Below are 24,257 nucleotides of genomic sequence, written 5' to 3'. Positions count from 1 at the left end.
CCGCGGCGTCGACCGGGTCGCTGACCTGCTCACGCAGGATGATTTCTACGAGCAGGCGCATGGCCGCATCTACGCCGCGATTGTCGGCGAGGTGCAGGCTGGCCGTCGCGCGAACCCCATCCTGCTGCGTCCGCTCCTAGAACATGACGCTGGCTTGGCTGAGCTGGGCGGCCCGTCCTACCTCGCCCAGCTCACCGGCTCCGGCGCCGGCCTGATCGGCACCGTCGATTTCGCCAAGCAGATCGCAGACCTCAGCAAACGCCGGAGGCTGGTAACGCGCCTCGGCGAGCTTATCGAGGCGAGCCGTGACAGTGCGCGCATAGGCACGCCGATCGAATCGCTCGTCGACACGATCGACCAAGCCATGACCGAAGCGCTCCAGCGTGATCACGTGTCAAAGGGCGTTTCGTTCGATCGTGCCTTCGACAACACGCTGAAAGCGATCGAGGCCGAGGCTCGCGGCGACGCACCGACCGGGCTTGCTGTCCACGGTCTGGACGACTGGAACGAACTGACCGGCACCATGCGGCGCGGTGAGGTCGTGATCCTCGCCGGGCGGCCGAGCATGGGCAAGACGGCCGTTGGGCTGTCTGCGGCGCTCGCTTCCGCCCGCGCCGGGCACGGCACCCTGTTCGTCAGCCTCGAAATGTCAGTGGAGGAACTGACCAAGCGCGCGATCACCGACACGATCTTCGACTATGGCCAGTCCGCCAGCTACGAGAATGTGCAGCGCGGGAAGTTCACCGCCTTCGATCGCGACCGCATCGGCGAGATCCGCCGCCAGATCGACAGCTGGCCGCTGATCTTCCACGAAGACGCCGGCCTGCGGATCGGGCGCCTGGCCATGATGATCCGTCGGTACCGCCGCCAGATGGCTGGCAAGGGAAAGACGCTCGACGTCGTGTTCATCGACTATCTCGGGCTGGTGCGCGGCGACAGCAGCAAGCAGAAGCGGTACGAGGAAGTCAGCGAGGTCAGCCGCACCATCAAGACGCTGGCGCGCGAGTTGAACGTCGCGATCGTGCTGCTCGCCCAGCTGAACCGTGAGGTTGAGAAGCGGGAGGACAAGCGCCCCCAGCTTTCCGACCTGCGCGACAGCGGCGAGATCGAGCAGGACGCCGACACGGTGCTGTTCGTCTATCGCGAGCAATATTACCTCGAACGCAGCGAGCCCGACCAGCATGACGACCGCAAGCGTGCCGCGTGGGAAACCGCCATGGACGCGTGCCGCGACCGGGTGGAGCTGATCAGCGCCAAGGTGCGCAAGGGCCGTATCGGCCGGCGCAACTGCTACTTCTTCGCCTCGCACCAGGCCGTGCGTGGCTCCGCCTTCTTTTCTTCGGGCCGTCGCTGATGACGGCCGAACCTTGGACCAAATGGTTCTGGACCGATTACGAGGCCGACCCCGGCCTTCGTATGAGCAGCCTAGCCGCACAAGGGCTGTGGATGCGTATGCTGTGCCTGATGGCGAAGGCCACCCCGAAAGGAGAACTCAGGGTGGGCAGCGAGCCGTGCACCATGGCTGACCTGGCGATTTACGTCGGGCAGCCTGAAGAGACGGTAGCTGCCCTCGCTGAGGAACTGGAACGGAGAGGGGTTTATTCGCGCACCAGGGCAGGCGTCATCTACAACCGTAGGCTGCGAAAAGACGCCGAACTTTCGAAAAAAAGAGCGAAAGCAGGCGCAAAAGGGGCTGCCGCTACAAATCTGAAAACACAGCGAAAATCGGATTTGCCGCGGCAAAACTCCGGCAACGGTTCCGGCAAAAGGCCGGCCCCAGAAGCCAGAAGCCAGAAGCCAGAAAGCCCCCTACCCCCAAGAGACGGACCTCCACCCGATCTCGCGGCGGTGATGAAGGCTGGACGGTTCGTCTCACCGCCCTCGGACGCATACCTGCTCCGGGAGTGGCTGGCGCTGCCCGACGTAAAGCTCGAGCGGGATATCATCCCGGTCGTACAGCGTGTCGCGGAGAGCGAGATGCAGCGGAATGGCCGCGCGCCGTTCAAGCTGAAACTCTTCGACGCGGCGGTCCGCGAGAAGGTCGCGGCCGATGCGGCAGAGATCACCCGTCTGAACCGCATCAGCCAGCGGATGACCACGCAATGAGCCGGCTTGGATCACCGCTAGGTCGCTTCGCTCGCCTCAACCACGAGCCAGATCCCGACGCGGCTTTCCACGCTGCTCGGTCAGCCTGGCTCAACACCGGCATCGTCCTGATCAACCCGGAATGGCTCACCAGCTGGACCGACCGAGCACAAGCCGAGCTGCTCGCTGAAAAGCTCTACGGCAAGCGCAAGGGAGGCGCAGGGAAGTGACGAACCGGGGGGAAGTGAGCGAGGGTCTCGCCGACCGCGTCGAACGGCTGTTGACCGCCAAGAAGCGCGAGCGCCAGCGCGCTGCCGACCTGCTCGAGCGTGATCGGATCTGTGCCGCTGCGGATGCCCGGCGAGAGGCGGCGCAGGTCGAGGTGGAGGATGGCACGTTCGTCAACTTGGGCGACGCATCGGACGGCCCGACACCGGAGCAGCTGAGCAAGGGCGAGTTCCGTCAGTTCACGATCGAGGGCCGAGATGGCACCGTGCGGGACGGCAAGGCCCTGCGCCGCGTCATCCCCGACCGGCTGGTGCAGCTCCACAGCCGCGGCGTGCTGGACGACGACACCTTCGCGGCCTGCGCCTGGTACCGGAAGGCTTGGGAGGACACCGGGCTGGGTATCACCGTATCGGCTGGCAGCTACACGCCGGTGATCCGTGGGGGCACGCCTCGCCGCGACCACCTGCCCAAGTCGGCGATCGGCTGGGAGGCATGGGAGGATTACCGCTTCGCGCGGGATGGCATCCCGCTGGCATTCCGCACGATCGTGGATCTCGTCGTGCTCGACAACGACACGATCGAGGAGGCGGCGCGGAAAGCGCGCGTTGGCTTCCGCAATGCCTCCGCGGCCTTCCGGCAGGGCGCGCTCGAGCTTCACGGCGCGATCAAGCACCGCCTGCCCGTGCGGCAGCTGTGATGTTTTTCGTGTTGACTTCCCGACAGGGAGAATCGATAGGGAATGCGTTGTGTGGAATTGCGCCCGGAGCCGATCGGCTGCCGGGCTTTGTTGTAACTGCGGCACTTCGGCTCCCCTGACATGCCCCGCGTCGCCGCTGATCCCAGCGCTTATCTCGACCAGCTGAACTCTGCCCGCGCTGATGCCGCGCCGGGTACGATCGTCAGCGCCAGCGGCCTGGCCAAGGCGACCGGCATCACGTGGCGGGTGCTGGAACGCTGGGCCGAGAAGGACGCCAAGCTGCCGGTCATGCAGCGCGGCGGTCCTGGTACGAAGTGGCAGTTCGACTTGGTCGCTGTGCTCGATCATCTGATCGCGTCGGGCCGCGCCATTGCAGTCACGAAGGGACAGCGTTCGGACGAGGCGGCGCGACTGGCTGGCATCTCGGAGCGCACCGCGATGCCGCTGATCGACTTCGGTGCAGAAGCGCGCGGCGCCAAGGCGATCGCTGAGGCTCGCCTGATGACGCACCGGCTCAAGCGCGAGCAGGGCGAGTACATTCGCGCCGATATGGTCAGCGCTTTGCTGAACGATCTCATGGGCCTGATGCAGACCGAAACACTGGCCATCACCGCCAGGATCGATCCGGCCGGCATGTGGCCAGCGGAGCACCGCGCCGAGGTGGAGGACGAGCTGCGCACCGTGCTGATCACCGTCCGCGATCGCTGTGACGCGCATCTCGCCAAATGGAGCGACAATGGAGGGTTTGGCCGAGCTTAGATCGGATCTCGACCGACTGAGCCGCGACGGTTTTTGCGCCGATATCGTCAAGATCGCGCGCGAATCGCTGACCCTCCTGACACCTCCCGAGCGCATCTCGACCACGGAATGCGCGGCTCGCTTTCGAAAGCTACCGGCTCCGGAGGGCAAGGGAACGATCGACTGGTCGCCCACCCTCACCCCCTACATCAACGATATTCAGGATCTACTCGACGATCCACGGGTCGAGATGGTGGTGGTGATCAAGCCCGGGCGCGTCGGCGGCACCGTTGCGGCCGAAAATTACCTATTCAAACTGATGAAGTTCGGCCCGCTGGTCGACGTGCTCTGGTACCTGGGCGCCGGGTCGGAGGTCGAGGCATACATCGACAACGTCGTGACGCCGATGTTCGACATTCACCCGGATCTCAAAGCCAAGATCGGCAAGGGGCGCAGCGACAACAAGCTGGCGTTCAAGCGCATCAACGGCCGGCGCCTCGCCTATCTGCCGGTCAATCCGAGCACGATCACAAACCGCCAGGCCGGCTTCATCGTGGTCGACGAGATCGACACGGTTCGGCCCCGCCTCCGCGGCACCATGGCCAATCAGGTCAAGATCCGCGGCCGAACGCTGGGGTCGCGGCGCAAAGCCTACATCTGCAGCCACCCTGACGCTGGTTGGGGCAGCGGTGTTGGCGCCGCGTACAAGGAAACCTGCCGCTCGATCTGGTGGTGGCGGTGCCCCGAATGCACCTGGTGGTCGAGCCCGGCTCCGCCGGCGAAGCACCGCATGGTCCTCCACTACGACAGGCTCGAGGGTGTGACCGACGACGAATATCTCGATCGGGTGAAGGAATCGGCGCGGCTGCTGTGCCCGCACTGCGGTTCGCTGCTCGACGATGCGGCCAAGGCGCACCTGCTCGCCAACCGTCGGCTGGTTTTCGAAGGCCAGACGATCGACGCCGAGACCGGCGAGGTGATCGGCGAGCCGCGCAGCATGACTGCGGTCGGCCTCTGGATCCACGGCACTATGACGCCGTTCGTGAAGCTGGGCGAGCTGGCCCGCAGCTATGAGGCGGCGCGGCTGCATTTCCAGCGCACCCGCAAGCCGGAGAAGCTGCGCGAGGTCACGTCCAAGGAAATGGGCGAGATCTACGAGGGGGGCGGCGCCGGCGGCGCTCACATCGCACCCGAACGTCTCGCCCAGCGCGCCAGTGACGATACCGGCTTCGCTGTCGGCACGGTGCCTGACGAAGTTTTGTTCATAACCGCATCCGTCGACCCCGGCGGCGCCAAGTTCGACGTCGGCTTCTGGGGCTGGGATATCGAGGGTCGGTCCTGGTTGATCGACCGCATGACGCTGAAGCAGCGACGCTGGCCAGATGGTCGGCTCCGCGACATTCGCCCCGCCGAGCGGATCGACGATTGGAACCTGATCCGCACCGAGGTGCTGGACCGCAAGCTGCCGCTCGCATCCGACCCCGATATAGCCTTGCCAGTGGCGGCGGTCGCGATCGACAGCGGCGATGGCAACGTAACGTGGAAGGCGCGCGAGTTCGCCCGACGCATGGCCGTCGCCGGATATGCCTGGGGCAAGGGCGCGAGCCGCTGGGAACGGGTCCGCCTGATCAAGGGCGCCAAATCGGCGAACGCAACGGAGCTGCCCGTAACGGGCCGAAAGGTCAGTGCTGACGAGCAAGGCCGGCCGGTCGCCCCTACGGTGATGGAATTCGACCTCGGCGTGTTCAAGCTGAAGTCGCAGGCGGTCGAACGCCTCGCCGTGACCGACGACGGGCCGGGCCAATGCTACTTCGCCAATGGCCTGCCCCGATCGACGTTCGCCGAGTTTACCGGCGAGGTGCTGATCGACGGCAAATGGGAACGCCGCGGCCCGAACGAAACGCTCGACCTCTTCGGCTATGCTGAGGCGGTCAGGCTGATGCTCCGCCCCGATCGCGCGGACATCAAGTGGAACACCCTGCGCCCGATCTGGGCCAGGCCGGTGCGCATAGCTGGTGAAGAGCCGGCTGCACCTGACAAGTCACAAGCTCAACCGGCCAAAGCGGCGCCGCGCTCGGCGCGGCAGCGGTTGGCCGAGCTCAACAGGAAACGATGATGGCGACACGCGAAGAGTTGGAGGCAGACAAGGCAGCGCTGCGCGCCGCGCGCCTGTCGCTGCTCAGCGGGCAGAGCGTCCGCGAGTATTGGCGCGACGGTCGGCGGGTCGTGTACCGGGACATGACGGCTGCCGACATCAAGGACGCGATCGACGACATCGATTCCGATCTCGCCGCCCTCGCAGTCGATGCCGGCACTAGTCGCCCGCGCTTCCACGCGCTCAGCGTGCGGTTCAACGGGCGGTGACGTCCATCACGGCGGGCGGCTTGCCCAACGGCACCATCACCGCGACGGTCGCCGAGCCGAAGACGCGTGCCTCCGCCGGCGTCGTGACGCTGACCAATCACGCCTATGTGGCCGGCGGCAGCAGCCAGGAGCTTGCCGGCTTCTACCCTGCCCTGCGCAGCGCCGATGCCGAGGTGATGCAATCGCGCGACCGGATCGTGGCGCGGTCGCGCGATATCGACCGGAACAACGGCTTGATCGCTGGCGGCATCGATCGCCGTGTCGATGCGGTTGTCGGGTCGAACCTCCGGCTAAAGCTGAAGCCCGACTTCGCCGCGATCGGCATGTCGGCGGAATGGGCCGACGAATGGTCGATCCGTGTCGAGGCGCTGTGGCGCACCTGGGCGAACTCGTCGCGCTTCCTCTGCGACGTCGAGCGGCACCACCAATTTGGCGGCATGATCCAGCTGGCGTATCGCCACTACGTCACTGACGGCAGCGCCTGCGCCGCGGTGATGATGATCGAGCGCGGAGGCCTGTTCAGCACCGCCGTCCAGATCGTCGACCCCGACCGGCTGTCCAACCCTGCCGGCAAGCCCGACAGCGCTCGGCTGCGAGGCGGGGTCGAACTGGACCAATACGGCGCGGAGGTCGCCTACCACGTCCGCAAGGCGCACCCCGGCGACGTCGGGTACAATCCCGACACCAGCAAATGGGAGCGGGTCGCGCGCGAGGGGCCGACCGGCCGCTCCCTATTCGTTCGCGCGCTGAACAAGCGACGCGCGCACCAGCACCACGCGATTGGCCGCCTCGCCTCGGTGATGGCGAGGGTTCAGCAGCAGCACCTCGCCGATAAAACCGAGCTGCAGGCCCAGATCACGAACGCCATCTTCGGCCTGTTCGCGACCACGAACCGCAGCTCCGCCGACATGGCGGCATCCATGGCGCCGGCCGACGACGGCCTGGGCGACGACAACGATCTCAACCGCGCCGGCTTCTACGAAGAGGCGGACCTCACGTTCAACAACGTGCGGGTCGCGGTGCTGCCTGACGGCGACAAGATCGAGACGCTCACCGCGGAGCGCGCGTCGAGCAACTTCGTCGCCTTTCAGAACTACATCCTGCGCGCGATCGCGTCGGCGCTGGGCATCTCCTACGAGCAGCTCAGCAACGATTGGTCGGGCATCAACTATTCGAGCGCCCGCACGCTGCTCAACGAGATCTGGCGCGGCTTGCTCGCCGACCGCCACCTGTTCACCCAGATGTTCTGCACGCCGATCTTCGCCGCGTGGCTGGAAGAGGCGGTGGCGCGTGACCTGATCGAGATTCCCGGCGGCAAGGCCATGTTCTACGTGTTCCGCGACGCACTGACGCAGTGCGAATGGATGGGGCCGGGCCGCGGCATCATCGACCGGAAGAAGGAAGCTGACGGCTCCGCGATCGATCGCGCCGGCGGCGTGTCCAACCTCGAAATCGACTGCGCAGAGCAGGGCCGCGATTGGCGCGAGGTCATGTGGCAGGAGAAGCGCGAGATGGAGCAGCGCCGCAAATACGGTCTGCCGATCGCCGGGGAAGCGCAGGTCGCTTCCGGCAACGCCGGCGGCGGCAACGACGAAGACGATCCCGACAGCGCCGACGCGCGCGAAACCGCCGGAGCTGAACGATGAGCCGACTAGCCCGCCTGGCGTCCAGCCAGCTGTTCAACGTGCCCTTGATGATCGACCCGGCCAAGGCCGAGGTGATCGTCGCGGCGTTGCAGGAGCGGCTCGGCGTCGTCTCGTTCGAGCGCATCGACGGCGTTACGCTCAACGCGCTCGATCTTCAGGCCAGCGCCGGCGACGCCACGTTCCGCGGGCGTGCGCGGGACAAGCTGTATCCGATCGAAAGCAATGTCGCCGTGATCGAAGTCGATGGCACGCTGGTGCATAAATATGGGTACGTCGACCCCATGTCAGGCCTGACCGGCTATGATGGCATCGCGCAGAAGCTGCGCAGCGCCATGGCCGATCGTGAAGTGAAGGCCATCTGGTTCGACTACGACAGTCCTGGCGGCGCGACGGCTGGCTGCTTCACGCTCGCCGAAGAGATTGCCCGCTGCACGAAGAGCGAGGGCGGCAAGCCGATCTGGGCATTCGTCAACGAGACCGCCTGCTCCGCCGCCTATGCCCTCGCGTCGGTCTGCGACAAGATCTACGCACCGGCGGACGCGATCGCCGGCTCCATCGGCGTCTATTGCATGCACGTCGACCTGACAGAGGGCCTCTCCAAGGAAGGCATCAAGGTCGAGATGATCCGAGCCGGCGAGCAGAAGGCGCGCGGCGGTCCTTACGAGACGCTCGACGATCGCACGCGGGCCAAGCTGCAAGCGTGGGTCGACGAGACCCGTCAGCGCTTCGCCACCCTCGTCGCTGCTGGCCGGCGCATGTCGAAGGCGGCGGTGCTCGCCACCGAGGCCGACTGGTTCCCCGCCGCTGAGGCGCTGAAGCTGGGCCTGATCGACGGCGTCATGTCCGAACCCGAAGCCTGGGCAAAGCTCCAGCGCTCCATCGCGCGGGCCAACTGACCCCGCCTCACTGAAAGGAAATGCCATGCGTATCGCGCTCGGCTCGCGCTTTGCGAGCCTGGGGAAGACGGCGCGCGCCATCAGCGCGGCGGCCGAGGAAGAGCTGGGCGGTGACCCGGTGGTGCTCGTCACGGACAACGGCGAGGAAGAGGAACCTGCCTCGACGACCGAACCGGAAGCGCCTGCCGAACCCGACCCCGCCCCCGAGCCTGACCCCGCTCCCGAACCGGCGCCAGACCCTGCCGCCGCGGCGAACGCCCGCGTCGCTACCGTTTTCGCCTCCGAGCACAGCGTTGGGCGCGAGCGCCAGGCTGCCGACATGCTCCAGACCAGCATGAACGCCGGCGAGATCACCACTCTGCTCGCCAAGCTGCCGAAGGGCGGCGGCGCGGCGGCGGACGCCATGCTTCAGCGCCTCACCGAGCAGCCGAACCCGGAGCTTGGCGCGGGCGACGACACCGACACCAGTCGCGCAAGCGCCGGTGATTTCTGGGCCAAGATCCGCGGCACACGCGGCAGTTAAGGAGCTTCCTCAATGCCCCCGATCCCCTACGAATTCCGCCGTTCGGGCAACTACCTCGGCGAGTGCGCCGGCCCGAACATCGTCAACGAAGAGATCATCGTGGCCAGCGGCCAGGGCGTTCTCTTCCCCGGCCAGATCCTGGGCCGCATCACGGCGAGCAAGAAGTTCGCTGCGCATGACCCGGCCGCGAGCGATGGCTCGCAGAACGTCGCCGGCATCCTGTTCCACAAGGTCGATGCCACCAGCGCCGACGTCACTACCGTGGCCACCCGCCGCGGACCCGCCACCATCAACGGCAACGACCTGATCCACAAGGGCAGCCTCAACGCGACGCAGCAGGCGTCCGCGATCGAGGGCCTGCGCGGATTGGGCCTCGCCGTTCTGCCCCAGCACGCGGCCTGACGGTCGCCCGTTCGCACAGAAGGACCCTTCCATGATCACCTTCGACGTCTTCAACGACCCCTACTTCTCGGTCAGCAGCATGCTCGAGGGTATCGACAAGATGCCCTATGTGCCGACCGGGCTGGACACCCTCATCGGCTTCGAACCGGAGCCGGTGAACACCGACACCATCCAGATCGAGTTCCGCAACGGCCAGCTGAACCTGATCAACACCACGCTGCGCGGCGCGCCGATCGAGATGGGCACCGAACCCGCAAAGGCCGTCCGCCAGTTCAAGCTGCCCCGCCTGGCAAAGGGCGACCAGATCTTCGCCCACCAGATCGCCAACCTTCGTCCGTATGACGGCGAGGGCGAGGTCGAGACCGTCGGCAAGGTGCTGGCCCGCAAGCAGGACCAGCTGATCGTCGACCTGGAAGGCACCGAAGAGTTCCACCGCCTCGGCGCGCTCAACGGCGCGGTGTACAATCCGAACGGTTCGCTGATCATCGACTTCTATCAGGAGTTCGGGATCTCGCAGCCGGCTGTGATCGATCTCGATCTCGACGCGTCGGTGCATGTGCCGGGCAAATTGCGCCGCGATATCGACGAGCTGATCGTCACCCCCATCGAAACGGCCAGCATGGCCGGCAATGCGCCGAACTTCGCCATCAAGGCGCTGTGCAGCGCGGCGTTCTTCAACCGCCTGGTCACGCACCCGGACGTCGAGAAGACGTATCTGAACTATGCCGCTGCGGCCGAGCTTCGCGGCATGAAGCGGTATGAGGGCTTCGAATTCGCTGGCGTGACGTGGATCCGCTACCGCGGCAACACGCAGATCGGCATCACCGCCAACCAGTGCAAGATCTTCCCGGTCGGCGTGCCGCGGATGTTCAAGCACGTGATGGGGCCGTGCAACGAACGGTTCGAGACGATGCACCAGATGGGGCGTCGCTATTACCCGCTACTCGTCCGCGACAAGGATCGCGATCAGTGGGTGCAGCCGGAAATCTATTCCTATCCCGGCTTCCTCAACCTCCGCCCTGATCTCGTGCTTCGCGCGCAGATCTGATCCGTCCTACCTCACAGGAGGGTTGAATGACCAAGCACAAGTTCCTGCGCCAGCGGGTGTTTCACGACGGCACCAGCATGATCGTCGCCAAGAAGGGCGACAGCCATCCGGTGCCGGACGAACTGCTCAACGACTTCGTGATCGACAAGTCGATCGAGAAGCCGAAGGGCTGGAAGCATCCCGATGGGGTCGAGACCGTCGACGATGACGAAGGTGATGACGACACCGGCGCCTCTACTGGCGCTTACACCATGAAGTACAAGCCGGTCGGTAAGTACGTCATCGCGGGCCCGAACCTGCCCGCCGAAGGCGAGACGGTGTCCGGCAAGGAAGCCGCCGAGAAGCGCCTGGCCGAGCTTACCGAGGCTCACACTGCTGGCGGCGAAGGCGCGCCCACCGAATGACCACGCTCCGCGACGCCACGCTTGTTCTTGAGCGTGGCGTCAACGACGCCTTGGGCGACGAAATCACCTACCGGTTTGGCGATGGTGACCTTGCTCCCATTACCTTCAATGCCTGGGTCGAGTTCGATACCGCGGATGCCAGCACCGGCAGCAGCGCCTCGCGCACAGATGCGCCGAGCATTGAGGTGCCGATCGATGCCGTTCCCCTGCCCTCGCATGCCGACCGCATCACCATCACCGTGCTGGGCAACCAGCTGTTCGCCATGGCTGCTCGCCGCCGCTCCCCCACCGGCGCCAGCTGGATTATCGACCTGAAGCGAGCCGCGGAATGACCGCTGAGCCGCATCCTCCCGCGATCACGAAGGTTTCGGACGGCCTTCAGGAGCTCATCAAACAGATGAGCATGGCCGTGTTCGTCGATCGCTCCGACGAGGAGCCGATCCTCGACGAGGAACGCCCATGCGTCGTGATCCGCATCGTCGACGTCCAGTTCACGCCCGTCGGCATGGCCGAGATGCGGCATGAGGTGACGGTCGACTTCGACTTCTACGACCAGCTGCTCAGCGCAGCCACCATCACCCGTCGCCATGCCGTGATGGTCGCGGAGGCCAACGGCCTGATCGCGGCCGACCGCACGCTGGGCGGCATGCTGGAATCTTTGGAGCTCCGCTCCGCCACGGCCGAGATCGACGCCATGCCCGATCTGGGCTGCGCGACCCTCACCGGGGACCTCAGCTTCCTGACACCCCGCGGCGACTTCTTCACCATCCTCGGCGCCTCGCGCCAGTTCTGACCGCCAACCAAGGATCTGCATCGATGACCCAGACGACGGCCCCTGCGCCGGCGAGCGCTGCCGCTTTGCCGAACGCCTCGATCGACTTGAACCAGCTGCTGGCAAACGATGCCGATGGAAAGACCGGCGAGGCGCTGTTCGCCGGCGCAATGCTGGTGGAACCGTCCGTGTCGGCCGAGTCGTCTCCGCCCGCAACGGCGCCGGAAGATCGCGAGCCGGCCGCAGCTGACACCGTCACCTATGAGGCGACAGGGGGCAGCTGGTTCGCTGTGACGGCCTCATGGCTGGCCGAACCGATCAAGGTTCAGGGCGAGGCGAACGCACAGGACAAAGTCGCCGCGCTGACGGCCCTCATCCCCAGCCCCGCTGCCTGACCGCAGAGCCAGCAAAGGAACCGACATGGCTGACCTTTCCCTTAATTCGGTTCTCGGCATCGCCGTCGAGACCACCGCCGGCACCTATGTGGCGCCAGCACTCGCCGATCTGATCGCGGTCGCCGATCTCCGCCCATCGATCGAAGGCATCACGTCCGACGTTCGCGAGTATACCGGATCGATCCACCGCCCTGGCCCCGCTGTGTTCGGCAAGACGTTCAACGTCACGGGTCGTATTTACCTGCGCGGGCCTGGCGGCGCTTCCCCGCCTGCTGCCGGCGCATGGGTACCGGGACGCGTTCTCCGCGCGGCCGGCTTCGCTGAGCAGATCCTATCGGCGGCGGTACCACCCGCTCCTGAGGCGCTGGCGGTCGGCAGCACCACCGGTGTGGCAAATCTCGGCGCTTCCGGTGCGGCAACCGACGATATCTACAACGGCCTGCTTCTCGCCCTGTCCGGTCTCGGAGCCAATCGCACTGGGCTCTCCGCGGTTCGCGATTACACCGGCTCGTCGAAGGCAGCACGCCTCGCCGAACGCGCAGGGGCGCCGATCACCGGCAACTGGCAGCTGCCCTCGCAGCTCACCTATGCGCTCAGCCCCGGTGAGCCGCCTTCCCTCTCGGTATCGTGCTGGATCGGCAGGCGCCGTTATAACGGTGTCGGGTGTGCCATCTCGTCGTTCCGGTTCAATCTGCCCGCTGCGGGTCGTGAGAGCCAGGAGCTTCCGTCAATCGAATTCACACTCAGCGGGGATCTCGCCAGCGCCGTGGACGAGGCCCCGCCCGCCCCGCCGGCCGGTCTCGCCATCCCGCCGTTCCGCGACGGCAAGCTGTGGGTGAGCGAAGTGCAGGTCGGCGGCTCGTCCGTCACGATCGATATGGGCGCGCAGGTCGGCTATCCGCCCAACCCGAATAAGCCGTCTGGCAACGACGCGGCGCAGCTGACCGAGACGACGCGCACTGTCGACATGACGCTGAACCAGATGGCGATCAGCGCCTTCGACGATCTCACCATGTCGGACAGCCAGGCCTATTACCCGCTGTTCGCTCTGTGGGGTCTCGGCAGCGGCAACGCCTTCGGCCTTACCGTAACCGACATGCGCTTCGCCCCGCGGTCACCTGATAACTCCGGTGCGTTCGTCACCAGCACCGGGCAGGCGTACATCGACGGCGCTAACCGCACGATCGCGCTCTCCATCCCCTTCACGTCGTTCTGATCGGAGCGCGAATGATCCCGATCACCAGCACGGAGCTGTCGGTCTTCATACCCGCCAGCTTCGCCAACCTCGAGCCGAAGCCGGTGTTCCGGCTGCGGCCGGCAACACCGCGGTCGAAGCGTCGCTACAGCCAGGCGCTGATCGAGGAGGGTCTCCGCTTCCATCCCGAGCCGGTGGTTGAGGCGGAGGTGCTTCGCGCAATGCGGGAGCTGTGGGTCGGCGATCCCGACCAGCTCGCCGCCAATGAGGCGCGGCTGACGACCTTCAACGAAACGCTCCGGCAGGCGCGCAAGGATGAAACGATCGTCATCGACCAGCGCGAGGCGGAGGCCATCATGCTCGCCGTCGATCGGCTCACCGATGCGTGGCCGATGCTGCGACGGATGAATTCGGACAATGCGCGGTTCAACCAGGACGCGCCGAAGGTCGCACTGGGGCAATTCCTCGCTGGCTGGTCGAACGTGAACCTCTCGTTCCGCCTGGAAGATGGTGTGGTGCCGCTCGACCTGCTCGACCGGCTTGAGGACGAGATCCAGCGGATTGAGCTGGCCGCGATCGCCGACGGCGTTGAGGGTGTGAACGGCGCCGGTTTTGCCGAGCTGACGCTCCGCGCGCTCAACCTCCTCGGCCTTGCGCAGGACGCGGAAAAAAACTCGCCAGCGCCGTCGTCGCAATCCGACACCCCGAGTGGCTCGACGGCGGCTGGATCGGATCAGAGCAGCGAAGCGCCGCCATCGAACCCGCAGCTCGAGAGCTTGTCCTCCTCTGGCTCCGCTGCCGAGACGCTAACGGCATGATCCACTGGCCGGATGGTGGTTGCTACCTCGACCAACCGGTGCAGTTGATCGCCGCGTTCGACCACATCGCGGTCGAGTGGCGGAAGCTGGATCCGAAGCGATGAGGTTCGAGCTGCGCTCACCGGCGCGCGGTTCGACCGGTCCATGGCGGCGGAAGAATAAGGCGCGGCTCACCAAGGCCGCAGCCCGCACTACCGATCGTGCCGCGTTTGGCGCGCGGGACGAGATCCGCGCAGCCATGCGATCCCAGCGGCTGGGCAATCTGGCCAATGCGATCGCCGCCACCTCCGACGTCCGGAAAAACCGCCCTCGCGGTCGAGGCGGCGACAAGCTCGACGTGGCCGGCTTCGTCACCACCAGGATCAAGTCGCAGCGGACCGCCGGCGCGCTCAGGTCCTATGTCGAGCAGGACGTCACCGAGATCGGCCCGAAGGGTCGCGGCAAATGGATGGCCCTGCCCACCAACGAGATCCCGCAACGCGCCGGGCGGCGGCGCATGACGCCGGAGCTCTACCGCGAAAAGGGGTTCGAGGATCGGATCGGTCCCCTCACCTTCATTCCCAGCCGTCGCGGGCAAGTGGCGTACCTGGTCGTGAAAGATACCACCATCCAGCTCGCGCGGCAGGGCAAGGCGCGCCGGCTGCCCAAGCGAGGGCGTGTCGGCGCCGGCCGCGCGCGTGTAGGCCTGGTGGCCTTCGTGCTGATCCGGCGCACGCGACGCCAACGGCGCGTCGCACCGCGCGAGATTGCGCAACGCTGGCTCAGGCAGCTACCGTCCATGCTTCGTGAGGATCTGGGGCGGAGTCGGTGACGACCCGCGAAGGGTTGTGCTATGCTTTCACTGGTGATCGTTGCGCTGGTTCTAGAAACCGCCAGCGGAAGTTCAGAGCGGATGGCTCCGCCAAACGTGGACATATCCGACGTCGCGGTTGAACGCGATATGAAGGTGTTCTGCGGGACAACGGACGAATGTAGATCGCGCTTTTTCGCGTACCGGGACTACATCGTTAAACAGTACACCGAGAACAAAGGACGCCGGCGAGGCATAGAGAAGATATTCGCCAAGGCGAAGCGGCCCGATGGCGTTGACTGGACTGAAGTGGAGACGATGGTCCGGTATCGCTACGGCGAGCCGATATTTTGGTCACCAAGGTACCGCTCGACGGTGACGTGCACCACTACATCGTCAACGAATAGAGTGACTACGACCTGCCACTCTTACTGAGACTTCAAGATGACCCATCTGCGAGCCGCCCCTAACCGGGCGGCTTTTTCTTTGCACGAAAGGAGGACGACATATGGCTGACGACAGCGTGTTCCCGCTCGTCCTCGCGATCCGTGAAGATGGATCGATCGACACGGCGATGTCCGGGTTCGAGCAGTCGATCCTCGCCGGCACCGGGCGGGCGGCGCAGGGCTTTCAGTCACTCACTCGGCAGGTGCAGACCTTCAAGTCTGAGACTGCCCGCAAGATCGCTGATCCGCTCGGCATCGACGCCGCGCTGAAGTCGCTGAACGCCAGCCCATTTCAGAAGCTCGTTGACGCCCAACTCTCCGCCCAAAACGCACTTGCCGCGCAGCAGGCGCGCGCGAGCGCAGAGCGTGTGGCACAGATCCAGCGTGAGTTCGACGCCGCCATGTCGGCGATCCGCCAGGAACAGGCTGCCCGCACCGCGGCATGGGCTCAGGCAGACCGCGAAGCGCAGGCGCTGGTCTCGCTCCAACAGCAGCGCATTGCTGCCGCCGTTCAGTCGGTAGCCGCGCCCCAGCAACTTGTTGGCATGTCCCTCGACCCGCGCGGCTCCGCGGCCGCTGCGGCAGCGGCGCGCGCATTCGCGACCGAGCAGGAGGCTTTGGCGCGGGCGGCAGAACGCGTCGCCGCTGCGACCGACAAGGCGACCATTGCGGATCGCAACTACGCCATCGCGGCGCGCGAGGCGGCGAACGCGGCCCTGCTCGAGGCTCAGCGGCTTGAAGACAATGCCGCCACCCACACCCGTGTCGCTGATGCGGTGGCGCAGTCCGGCGTGAAGCTGGGCCAATCGAGCGACTTCGCAACGAGCAGCGCTCGCAATCAGCGCTTCGCCTATGTCCAGCTCGGCCAGCAGTTGCAGGATTCGATTATCCAGGCACAGCTGGGCACCAGCGCGCTGATCATCCTGACGCAGCAGGGTTCGCAGGCAGCCTACGCTTTCACGGAATTCGGCGGGAAAGTTGGCGCGGCGGCTCGCTTCCTAGCCGGCTGGCAGGGCGCCGTTCTGCTAGGTGCACTGACCCTCACCGGCATGCTCATTCCTGCATTGTTCAAAGAGAGCGAGGCGGATGAGATGGCGGCGAAGGCCAAGGAAGCTCACCGGAAGGCAGTGCTGGACCTCGCCAAGGCACAGGGCGATGCGATCACCACGATGGAGCGCAAGCAGGCGCTCGATACGGCGCAGATCAAGATCGACCTCGATGCCGCCATTGCGACCCGCCAGCGCACACAGGCATTGCTCGAACAGGCGCGCGCCGAGGAGCAGCTCAACAACTCGGCAGGCGCCGCGTCGATCGCTGGGGAGGCAATCAGCGAGGTTCAGCGTCAATCCCGCAACCGTGTCACGGAGCTGGAGCGTCAGCTTGCGGAAAACAACACCAAGCTGACCGCGCTTCAGTCGGGCTATAACGCTGGCCTCGCTCGCTTGATCGGCCAGCGGGTCGACGCCATGCGCGATCCGCGTAGCGGAATCGACCTGATCTACCGTCAGCAGCGCTCGGCGCTGGAGAACGACCCGGCGCTTCAGAAGAATGGCGCGCTGCTCGCCGCGAAACTGGACGCGCTTGCCGATGCGCGCGATCGCGAGATCCAGGCCGTGAACGACGCCGAAGCGGCTCAGAAGAAGCTGACGAACAAGGTCAATGAGATCGGCCGCACGATCACCCTGAGTGAGGCGAAGGGGATCGTTGCGGGCATCGGTGGTACCGTGACGTCCGGACTGCGCTCGCGCGATCATCAAGCACAACTCTACGCACGCTATCAGGCCGGCACCGGCCCGCTCGCCGCGCGGCCCGGTCATAGCAACCACGAACTCGGTCAGGCGCTCGACATCGCGAAGTCGGAAGGCATGACGATCGGCAAGATTCGCGACGCGTTCCGCGCCCGCGGAGTGCAGGTCACCGAGCTGCTGGATGAGGGGCGTCACTTCCATGTCGCGTGGAAGGCCAGCGCGACAGCGTCAAAGGAAGCGAATGCCGCTGCACGCGAGGCGGCCAAGGCGGAGCGCGAAGCAGCGCAAGCCCAGCGCGAGTTGGAGCAGAGCCTCGACGCGATCACGACCCGGTTCGATCCCGCGACCGCCGCCGCGCGCGATTATGCTGAGACCCTGACCGAGATCAACAAGCTTGCCGGCGCGGGCATGATCAGCAACGGCACGGCCTTCGATCTCCAGATGCGCGCCGGCCGGGCTGACAGCGATCGCAAGGGCGCAGAATTCAACCAATCGTTCCGCGACATCTTCGGCCCCGACGTCGACACGATCATCCAAGATTGGGAGCGCGGCCTCTCCGCCGGCGCCGTGGCCGCCAGCGAGGAGCTGAAGATCGGCACGCGCCAGGCTGCGGAAGAGCTGCGTTTCGCCGTGAGTGGCATCGCCGATCTGCTTGGCGTTCGGATCAACGGCCCGTTCCGCAATCTGCTGCAGCCCGGCGGTATTCAAGGCCAGGCGGATGACATTGCTGACGCTCTTAGCCGCTCGCTCAGGGGGGCTGGAATCAATTTGTCGGAGCGGTCCGAAGCCAGGCTCGCCAGCGTAATGGCTGGCGCTGGTTACGGTCAGATTGGTGCGTCTATCTACTCCGGGGTCAGTGGTCGCCCTGGTAACGGCACTCTTGGCGCCATCGGCGGCATCCTTGGTAATGAGGGCGGTAAGGCACTCGGCAGCACCATCGCCACCGCAGTGGGTGGCTCTTTGGGCAAGATGCTCGGCTCCGCCGCCGGCCCGCTCGGCGCCATTGCTGGCGGGATCCTCGGCAACGTCGTCGGCGGCCTGTTCCGCACGGTGAAGTACGGCACCAGCAACGTCACGCAGAGCGGCTCATCGATCGCCGGCAACAGCTCGAGCGCCCGCGGCGCGGCGGGCAACCTTGGCGACTCCGTTGCCCAAGGCGTGCAGCGCATCGTCGATCAGTTCGGCGGCACGCTCGGCAACTACAATGTCTCCATCGGCACCTTCGACGGCAAGTACCGTGTCAGCACCACCGGCTTCAAAGGCTCGCTCGACTCCAAGAAGGCGCGCGGTCAGGGCCTGGTCGACTTCGGCACCGACGGCGCGGAGGCTGCGATCCGCTTCGCCATCGCCGACGCGATCAAGGATGGTGCGGTGCAGGGCCTGCGCGCCGGCACGCAGCGCCTGATCCAGCTGGGCAACGACGTTGAGGTGCAGCTGCAAAAGGCGCTGCAGTTCGAAAGCGTGTTCACGCAGCTGCGCCAGATGAAGGACCCGATCGGCGCCGCGGCGGAGGCGATCGAGAAGGAATTCGCCAACCTGCGCAAGATCTTCGACGAGGCCGGCGCCACGTCGGAGGAGCGGGCCCAGCTTGAGGAGCTGTACGCCATCAAGCGCACTGAGGCGATCAAGCAGGCGCAGGAGTCCGCGATCGGTCAGCTGAAGGATCTGCTCGACGACCTCAAACAGGGCGACAACGGCTTGTCGCTGCGCACCCGCGAGCAGAACATCCTGCAGAGCTTCACGCCGCTCATGGAGGCGATCCAGCGCGGCGAGAAGGTGGACCAGGGCCAGTTCACCGACGCGGCCCGCAACTATCTCGATATCCAGCGTCAGCTCTACGGATCGACCAACCCGTATTTCGAGGCGTTGGCAAAGGTCACCGAGCTCACCAACAAGGCGATCCAGAACAGTGGCGCCGGCGCGAACGTCGCGTCCCTGCTCAGCGGCGACAAGCAGGGCGCGCTGGCGGCTGCCGCCGCGGCGGGCGGGTCTATCCCGACCGGGAGCACGTTCGACATCAGCGGCATGGTGAACGCTGTGTCGAGCCAAACCGACACGCTCGCCGGCGCGATCGCCGCCACCAACAGCCGCTTGGACCTCATCTCCAAGCAGCTCGCGCAGAACGGCACCCCGATGGTCCTGCAGATCGGCGACTCCGGGAATGGCCTGGCCCGCGTGAACGCGCTTCGGAACGCCTGACCTGTGGCAGTCGTGTTGGAGATCTCCCCGCTCGATCCGACGAGCGGGATGAGGAAGCCGTTGCGCGTGTCGGCGCATGACGACAGCCGTGTCACCGGCCTGAATGGTCAACGGTGGTGGCCCGGCGTTGTCGCACCCCCTACCCTGCGCCTGGACGGCTGGGATGGCAGCTTTGCCAGCACCGCAACGCTCGCCAGCGCCTCTGCGCAGATCGACCCGGTCGCGTTGCGCAGACTGGATCAGCGCAGCCCCGCCTACCGCTGGGCCGGCGCGCCGCTCAGGATCTGGCAGGGCACGCCCGGTGCTGCGTGGGGCGAGTGGCGCGAGATCTTCACCGGGCTGGTGAACGATTACGGCACTGACGAGAATGGGCGCTATACCTTCTCGGCACAGGTCGATGGGGAGCCGTTCGAGGCGGACCTGCTCAACCGCCGCTATGCCGGCACTGGCGCGGCGGAGGGTGACGACAGCCTGAAGGACAAGCCGAAGCCGGCGCTATTCGGGCGCGCGCGCAACGTAGAGCCGGTCCAGATCGATGCGGTGAACCTCGTGTATCAGGTTCATGGGTATGGGCCGATCCGCGGAATCGCTGCCTTGTACGAGCGTGCCGCCAGTCTGATCGCCGCCGGCGGCAAGAACGTCGGCGACTTCGCCGATTATGCCGCCTTGGTGGCCGCCGCGATTCCGGAGGGCTCGTTCGGCACTTGCCTTGCACGCGGCATGTTCCGGCTCGGGGCGCCGCCGGCAGGTCTGGTCACCGCCGATGTTGAGGGCGACAACGCCAGCGGGTTCGTCCGATCAACCGCCGCAGTGATCACTCGCATGTGCGCGATCGCGGAGGTCGATCCTGCCCGTATCGATGCCGGCAGCCTCGCAGCACTCGAGACAGCTGTGCCGTACCCGATCAACCTATACGTGACCGCATCCACCACGCTGCTGCAGATGGTCCAGTCGCTCGCTCAGGCTTGCAACGCGCAGGCGATCATCGACTGGAACGGCAGACTACGGGTGATCCGGTTCGGCGCTGTCCCGCCGCCTGCGATCACGCTGGATGCGCAGGGCCGGCGCCGCCCGCCGGTGCTGGCGAACCAGGAGGTAAAGGTCTCCCCGCCTTACTGGCGAATCGAAATGCGCGGCGCCCGGTGCTGGCGTACGCACGGCATGGACGAGGTTGCGTTCGGAGCGCCGCTGGTGCCCCGTGGTGATTATAGCGCGACCGAGACGTACCGAGAGGGCAACATCGTCCAGCACCAGGGGTCGTCCTGGCTCTACATCAACACCACCCCCGGAGCGGGGCATGCGCCGCCAGCTCTACCAGCGACTGAAAACACGCACTGGTCAAAGCTGAGTTCGGCACCTGCCTGGGATGACATTCCTGATCCCAACGGCACCAAGCCGAGCAACAATGCCGACAAGACGAGCGAGAACACGTCGAAGGATACGGAGGCGGTCGGTGGTCGCCCGGTCGAGCAGGTCATCACGCACCTCGACGTGAATACGCAGGCGATCCTCGAGGAGGCGCTGCGGCAGGACGATCTGTTGCAGGTGGTTCAGGCCATTGCCTACGTTGAAGGGCAGCCGGTGTCGGTCAAGTTCCTCGCTTTCCGAAACGAGATCCTGACGGACACGAGCGCGCTGGCTTCCGACTTCAATGGCATCTTCGCGAGAGCGGCAAACGGCACGAGCCGCATCATCAATCTTCAAACTGTGCTGGTCGACGAGACCAAGACGCTGGCGGAAAAGCTGGAGGAGGTCGGGCTCAGCGAGGGGGACGTAGAGGCGAAGATCACTGAATACGATAGGGTTGTGAGCGGCCGCTTCGGCAACGTCGAGGCGACCCGCACCATCGCGATCGACATCAACGGCAACATCGTCGGCACGCAGCTCGTCGGCGTGGCGGACGGGCGCGGCAGCCTCAACCTCGTCAACGCTGACCTCCGGATGGGCACCGGGCGCGTGATCTTCAACAACGGCAGCGTCATGCGCGTGCAAGGCACCGGCTTTGGCCAGAACAACGACTTCATCTCTTGGTTTGGACCGACCATGGCGATCGAGGACTGCTCGCGCGCGAATGCGATCAGCTACGAGGCCACGAACGGCGATGCCTATTTCGGCGGTTCGCTGTCGGCAGGTGTCCTGCGAAACTCGGTTCAGACCTCGTCGCAGGACTTCAACGCGAGCGTATCGACCGGCCCCCTCGGCTCCAACGGGGGCACGCGCACCGTGGTGGTCAGCTATGCGTGGACCCTCATGCAATCCGTGGATCAGCCCCAGAACGAAGGTACCGGGGCGACCAGCGCGACCATCGTTCTGAGCCGCAACGGCGTTGACGTCGCCACGCTGACGGCGACGGGTATCTGGCGCCGCGACCCTGCCTTCAGCGCGCAGGAGCCGGGCAACTACACCTCGAACATCGGCGGTGCGCTGACCTTTACCGACAACAGCGGTGGCCTCGGCGTGGAATATTCGGCGCGACTGACGGGCCGAAACACGGGTCCGGGGCCGCAGAACGGCAGCTTGCAAACGCCGACGATCAGTCAGCGCATCAGCATTGTGCAGACGGAGGAATAGGCATGGCGACCCTCCCTGAGTTGCTTGACGACGTTTCGGCGCTCCTTGGCCGGCGCGACCTGTCGCAAGCGGAGTTCGCTAACTGGCTGGCGGGGCCGGCTGACGGCGGCCCCAACGGCGACGGGCTGTATCCGCTGACAGACGCCTCCGGCTTCACGCGCATGGTGCCGTCGCCTGCCAAGCAGATGCAGGGCGGCACTGGAGGCGGTTCACTGGATCCGGAGGGTGTCGCAGCGCTCCCGGTCGCGCCGCCATCCGACATCACGGCAAACCTGCAGGTCATCGGCGTAGCGCCGGACGGCAGCCCCAAGCGGTTCTCGACCAACCTGTTTGCCGCCCGGCGCACACGCGATCTCGCGCCGGCGACGCAGCTGCTCGGCGATGAGGTGCTGGCGAGCTGGTCGCCAAAGCGCCACGCACAGCTGGGCAATGGTGATGCACAGCTGTCGGTCGGTGAGATCTCGGCGCTGATCCAAGGCGTCGCGAACCCCAAGATCGGCTATGGCGCCCGCGGTGATGGGCGTCTCGCCTATGACGTTTCGACCACCCGCGACTCTGATGTGGTCGAGAGCCTGGACGGCTCATTCTCGCCGCTCGACGTCGGCAAGCATATCTGGATCTCGAACGCGGGTGCGAACTCGTCGTCGCTGCTGAACATCCAGATTATCGCCTACCTCGATCCACAGCATATCCGCATTGCCACACCGGCGCTGACCACCCGCAGCCGCCAGTTCGCCTTGTGGGGCACCGACGACACGATCGCGATGCAGAACTGGCTCAACGATCTGGGCGGGAAGGGATCGTACAACTTCGGTCGTGCCGGTCTCCTGCCTGAGGGCGTCTTCATCACTCAGACGCTGCGCTACGGCGCGCGCATGGTCATGAAGGGACAGGGGCGCAGCGCGACGACGCTGGCGCTGATCCCCGGCGGCACCGGCTCCGCGCACCTCCAGAACGTCAGCAATCGCGTCGATTTCCCGGTGATCCGGGACATGACGCTGCTGGGGAACAAGTTTCTCACCGGCAACAACAAGGATGGGCTGCGGTTCGTCTCGATCCCCGGCAGCGATCCCTCGCTGCCGCAGACCGACCCTTATCCTTGGTTCAGCGACCTCGACATCGACGAGCCGGGTAGCCGCGGCTTCTACCATCAGTACCGTGGCGGCGGTAACTTCCAGAACGTGATCGTCCGCCAGGCGGGATATTACGGGATCGAGAGCCAAGGATACGACATGTCGTACCAGAACGTCTCGGTTGCCGCGGCTCGACTAACCGGCATCTACTTCAGCCGCAACAACTCGGCTGGCAACAACCTCCGGTCCTGGTACAGCTTCTTCAACGGCTCGAACCCCTACCAGCAGGGCGCGGGCGGCATCCGCGACGCCAACTCCCCGGGCAACATCGCGTGGGAGGACAGCTGCAACCTGTTCCTTGGCTCACCGCAACAGATCACGGGTGGACGGTCGCAGGAGAGCTGGGGACCGAGCATCGTGATCTGTGGCCGCGGCAGCTACCTTGCTGACACCCGCATCGACGACACGGGCTGTGTTTACCCGGATCACCAGCAGGGTCGCTCGACGCTGCTCAGCGTCCGCGCCGCCATCATGTTGGTGGGCGAGCGCGCGCACGAGAACTTCGTCAAGGATCTCTACGTCACCCCTGCGGTCCACCGGAACAATAATTACGCCACCCACGCGATCTACAGCGTCGGCAACGACACCGTGGGCTATCCTTATGCAAATTACGTCTCGGTCCGCGAGGAGATCGGCATGCCGCCTTATTACGGCACCGGCACCGGCGATCTGACCCCCGGACGTATCGGCACCAACAACCCCGCCGGCTGGGGCGACAACGCCATCTACATCAACAACCAGCTCGTAGCTGGGCAGGACATCTGAGATGGATCTAACGAGGCGCCTCGTTCGGAAGCTCGTTGCTGCCGGTCAGGCACTGAAGCACGTCTTGCGGCTGCATGCCGGTGATTGCGCCCATCACTTGGCAAGGCATGGCGCGCATTCCGGCAGCCCAAGCACTTGCGATCATTTCCACTGTGGTGGCAGCCGCTCCGGTGAACTCCCACTGGCAATGGCTGGTGTCGCACCCATCGAGAGCTATTGGACCTCCATCGAAGACCAGCCGACAATTGATGAAGGTGCAATCGACGAAACGTCGGTTGGAAATCTCGACGCGTTCTTCCTTGAAAATCCGAGCGGCGGTGGTCGGCGGGGTTTCCATAATTGCTCCGAAAAGGACTGCTGGATAGCCCTGCCTAATGGCCTGACGATTCGGCTA

At 65.5% G+C, this 24,257-nt stretch carries 23 protein-coding genes; 22 read left to right on the top strand and 1 reads right to left on the bottom strand.

From position 1 onward, the window contains the following. The 22 genes from L8F96_RS16825 to L8F96_RS16720 all read left to right on the top strand — a co-directional run. Positions 1-1,354 (top strand): DnaB-like helicase C-terminal domain-containing protein (locus tag L8F96_RS16825; RefSeq protein ID WP_334656748.1); only part of this gene is annotated, 1,354 nt, incomplete at its 5' end. Then, positions 1,354-2,106 (top strand): hypothetical protein, encoded by a 753-nt coding sequence (locus tag L8F96_RS16820; RefSeq protein ID WP_334656747.1) that lies wholly within the window; start codon positions 1,354-1,356, stop codon positions 2,104-2,106. The genes L8F96_RS16825 and L8F96_RS16820, both read left to right, overlap by 1 nt. After that, positions 2,103-2,315 (top strand): hypothetical protein, encoded by a 213-nt coding sequence (locus L8F96_RS16815; RefSeq protein ID WP_334656746.1) that lies wholly within the window; start codon positions 2,103-2,105, stop codon positions 2,313-2,315. The genes L8F96_RS16820 and L8F96_RS16815 overlap by 4 nt, the downstream gene beginning before the upstream one ends. Next, complete coding sequence (locus L8F96_RS16810; protein WP_334656745.1) at positions 2,312-3,010, top strand: hypothetical protein; 699 nt, start codon at positions 2,312-2,314, stop codon at positions 3,008-3,010. The genes L8F96_RS16815 and L8F96_RS16810 overlap by 4 nt, the downstream gene beginning before the upstream one ends. Before the next feature lie 120 nt (positions 3,011-3,130). Beyond that, positions 3,131-3,769 (top strand): hypothetical protein, encoded by a 639-nt coding sequence (locus tag L8F96_RS16805; RefSeq protein WP_334656744.1) that lies wholly within the window; start codon positions 3,131-3,133, stop codon positions 3,767-3,769. Further along, positions 3,747-5,864: a terminase gpA endonuclease subunit gene (locus tag L8F96_RS16800; RefSeq protein WP_334656743.1), complete on the top strand. Its 2,118-nt coding sequence runs from the start codon at positions 3,747-3,749 to the stop codon at positions 5,862-5,864. The genes L8F96_RS16805 and L8F96_RS16800 overlap by 23 nt, the downstream gene beginning before the upstream one ends. Next, positions 5,864-6,112 (top strand): hypothetical protein, encoded by a 249-nt coding sequence (locus tag L8F96_RS16795; protein WP_334656742.1) that lies wholly within the window; start codon positions 5,864-5,866, stop codon positions 6,110-6,112. The genes L8F96_RS16800 and L8F96_RS16795 overlap by 1 nt, the downstream gene beginning before the upstream one ends. Beyond that, positions 6,109-7,758, top strand: a complete 1,650-nt coding sequence (locus L8F96_RS16790; protein WP_334656741.1) for a phage portal protein — start codon at positions 6,109-6,111, stop codon at positions 7,756-7,758. Before L8F96_RS16795 ends, L8F96_RS16790 begins: the two co-directional genes overlap by 4 nt. After that, complete coding sequence (locus L8F96_RS16785; RefSeq protein WP_334656740.1) at positions 7,755-8,654, top strand: S49 family peptidase; 900 nt, start codon at positions 7,755-7,757, stop codon at positions 8,652-8,654. The genes L8F96_RS16790 and L8F96_RS16785 overlap by 4 nt, the downstream gene beginning before the upstream one ends. A 25-nt stretch (positions 8,655-8,679) precedes the next feature. Next, positions 8,680-9,177 carry a hypothetical protein gene (locus L8F96_RS16780; protein ID WP_334656739.1) on the top strand — a complete coding sequence of 166 codons (498 nt, stop codon included), beginning with the start codon at positions 8,680-8,682 and terminating at the stop codon, positions 9,175-9,177. A 12-nt stretch (positions 9,178-9,189) separates the two neighbouring features. Further along, positions 9,190-9,579, top strand: a complete 390-nt coding sequence (locus tag L8F96_RS16775; protein ID WP_334656738.1) for a head decoration protein — start codon at positions 9,190-9,192, stop codon at positions 9,577-9,579. 31 nt (positions 9,580-9,610) lie between these two features. Then, complete coding sequence (locus tag L8F96_RS16770; RefSeq protein WP_334656737.1) at positions 9,611-10,627, top strand: major capsid protein; 1,017 nt, start codon at positions 9,611-9,613, stop codon at positions 10,625-10,627. Positions 10,628-10,653: 26 nt separating this feature from the next. After that, the gene (locus L8F96_RS16765) at positions 10,654-11,031 is read left to right on the top strand and encodes a hypothetical protein (protein ID WP_334656736.1); all 378 of its coding nucleotides are present in this window, start codon (positions 10,654-10,656) and stop codon (positions 11,029-11,031) included. Continuing rightward, complete coding sequence (locus L8F96_RS16760) at positions 11,028-11,363, top strand: head-tail joining protein (RefSeq protein ID WP_334656735.1); 336 nt, start codon at positions 11,028-11,030, stop codon at positions 11,361-11,363. Before L8F96_RS16765 ends, L8F96_RS16760 begins: the two co-directional genes overlap by 4 nt. A 65-nt stretch (positions 11,364-11,428) precedes the next feature. Then, positions 11,429-11,824, top strand: coding sequence for a hypothetical protein (locus L8F96_RS16755; RefSeq protein WP_334656734.1), 396 nt, complete (start codon positions 11,429-11,431; stop codon positions 11,822-11,824). Positions 11,825-11,847: 23 nt separating this feature from the next. Beyond that, positions 11,848-12,198, top strand: coding sequence for a hypothetical protein (locus L8F96_RS16750; protein WP_334656733.1), 351 nt, complete (start codon positions 11,848-11,850; stop codon positions 12,196-12,198). Between the two features lie 25 nt (positions 12,199-12,223). Next, the gene (locus tag L8F96_RS16745; RefSeq protein ID WP_334656732.1) at positions 12,224-13,414 is read left to right on the top strand and encodes a hypothetical protein; all 1,191 of its coding nucleotides are present in this window, start codon (positions 12,224-12,226) and stop codon (positions 13,412-13,414) included. 11 nt (positions 13,415-13,425) lie between these two features. Beyond that, a complete protein-coding gene (locus L8F96_RS16740; RefSeq protein WP_334656731.1) occupies positions 13,426-14,211 on the top strand; it encodes a hypothetical protein in 786 nt (261 codons plus the stop codon). A 238-nt stretch (positions 14,212-14,449) separates the two neighbouring features. After that, on the top strand, positions 14,450-15,022 hold the full coding sequence (locus tag L8F96_RS16735) for a hypothetical protein (protein WP_334656730.1): 573 nt from the start codon (positions 14,450-14,452) through the stop codon (positions 15,020-15,022). A 487-nt stretch (positions 15,023-15,509) separates the two neighbouring features. Next, a complete protein-coding gene (locus L8F96_RS16730) occupies positions 15,510-19,394 on the top strand; it encodes a M15 family metallopeptidase (RefSeq protein ID WP_334656729.1) in 3,885 nt (1,294 codons plus the stop codon). 3 nt (positions 19,395-19,397) lie between these two features. Then, on the top strand, positions 19,398-21,965 hold the full coding sequence (locus L8F96_RS16725) for a hypothetical protein (RefSeq protein WP_334656728.1): 2,568 nt from the start codon (positions 19,398-19,400) through the stop codon (positions 21,963-21,965). Positions 21,966-21,967: 2 nt separating this feature from the next. Next, positions 21,968-23,863: a hypothetical protein gene (locus L8F96_RS16720; protein ID WP_334656727.1), complete on the top strand. Its 1,896-nt coding sequence runs from the start codon at positions 21,968-21,970 to the stop codon at positions 23,861-23,863. Positions 23,864-23,870: 7 nt separating this feature from the next. Here the strand turns inward: L8F96_RS16720 and L8F96_RS16715 are convergent, their stop codons facing one another. Next, positions 23,871-24,200, bottom strand: a complete 330-nt coding sequence (locus L8F96_RS16715) for a hypothetical protein (protein WP_334656726.1) — start codon at positions 24,198-24,200, stop codon at positions 23,871-23,873. Positions 24,201-24,257: the final 57 nt, after the last annotated feature.

The sequence above is a fragment of the Sphingomonas panaciterrae genome (assembly GCF_036890205.1).
GTDB classification, from domain to species: Bacteria; Pseudomonadota; Alphaproteobacteria; order Sphingomonadales; family Sphingomonadaceae; genus Sphingomonas; species Sphingomonas panaciterrae.
This window is presented reverse-complemented; position numbering and strand designations above follow the sequence as displayed.

Coding starts and splice junctions, on each gene's coding strand:
- L8F96_RS16820 (WP_334656747.1), top strand. CDS start 1,354: ATGACGGCCGAACCTTGGACCAAATGGTTCTGGACCGATTACGAGGCC.
- L8F96_RS16815 (WP_334656746.1), top strand. CDS start 2,103: ATGAGCCGGCTTGGATCACCGCTAGGTCGCTTCGCTCGCCTCAACCAC.
- L8F96_RS16805 (WP_334656744.1), top strand. CDS start 3,131: ATGCCCCGCGTCGCCGCTGATCCCAGCGCTTATCTCGACCAGCTGAAC.
- L8F96_RS16800 (WP_334656743.1), top strand. CDS start 3,747: ATGGAGGGTTTGGCCGAGCTTAGATCGGATCTCGACCGACTGAGCCGC.
- L8F96_RS16795 (WP_334656742.1), top strand. CDS start 5,864: ATGGCGACACGCGAAGAGTTGGAGGCAGACAAGGCAGCGCTGCGCGCC.
- L8F96_RS16785 (WP_334656740.1), top strand. CDS start 7,755: ATGAGCCGACTAGCCCGCCTGGCGTCCAGCCAGCTGTTCAACGTGCCC.
- L8F96_RS16780 (WP_334656739.1), top strand. CDS start 8,680: ATGCGTATCGCGCTCGGCTCGCGCTTTGCGAGCCTGGGGAAGACGGCG.
- L8F96_RS16775 (WP_334656738.1), top strand. CDS start 9,190: ATGCCCCCGATCCCCTACGAATTCCGCCGTTCGGGCAACTACCTCGGC.
- L8F96_RS16770 (WP_334656737.1), top strand. CDS start 9,611: ATGATCACCTTCGACGTCTTCAACGACCCCTACTTCTCGGTCAGCAGC.
- L8F96_RS16765 (WP_334656736.1), top strand. CDS start 10,654: ATGACCAAGCACAAGTTCCTGCGCCAGCGGGTGTTTCACGACGGCACC.
- L8F96_RS16760 (WP_334656735.1), top strand. CDS start 11,028: ATGACCACGCTCCGCGACGCCACGCTTGTTCTTGAGCGTGGCGTCAAC.
- L8F96_RS16755 (WP_334656734.1), top strand. CDS start 11,429: ATGAGCATGGCCGTGTTCGTCGATCGCTCCGACGAGGAGCCGATCCTC.
- L8F96_RS16750 (WP_334656733.1), top strand. CDS start 11,848: ATGACCCAGACGACGGCCCCTGCGCCGGCGAGCGCTGCCGCTTTGCCG.
- L8F96_RS16745 (WP_334656732.1), top strand. CDS start 12,224: ATGGCTGACCTTTCCCTTAATTCGGTTCTCGGCATCGCCGTCGAGACC.
- L8F96_RS16740 (WP_334656731.1), top strand. CDS start 13,426: ATGATCCCGATCACCAGCACGGAGCTGTCGGTCTTCATACCCGCCAGC.
- L8F96_RS16735 (WP_334656730.1), top strand. CDS start 14,450: ATGCGATCCCAGCGGCTGGGCAATCTGGCCAATGCGATCGCCGCCACC.
- L8F96_RS16730 (WP_334656729.1), top strand. CDS start 15,510: ATGGCTGACGACAGCGTGTTCCCGCTCGTCCTCGCGATCCGTGAAGAT.
- L8F96_RS16720 (WP_334656727.1), top strand. CDS start 21,968: ATGGCGACCCTCCCTGAGTTGCTTGACGACGTTTCGGCGCTCCTTGGC.
- L8F96_RS16715 (WP_334656726.1), bottom strand. CDS start 24,200: ATGGAAACCCCGCCGACCACCGCCGCTCGGATTTTCAAGGAAGAACGC.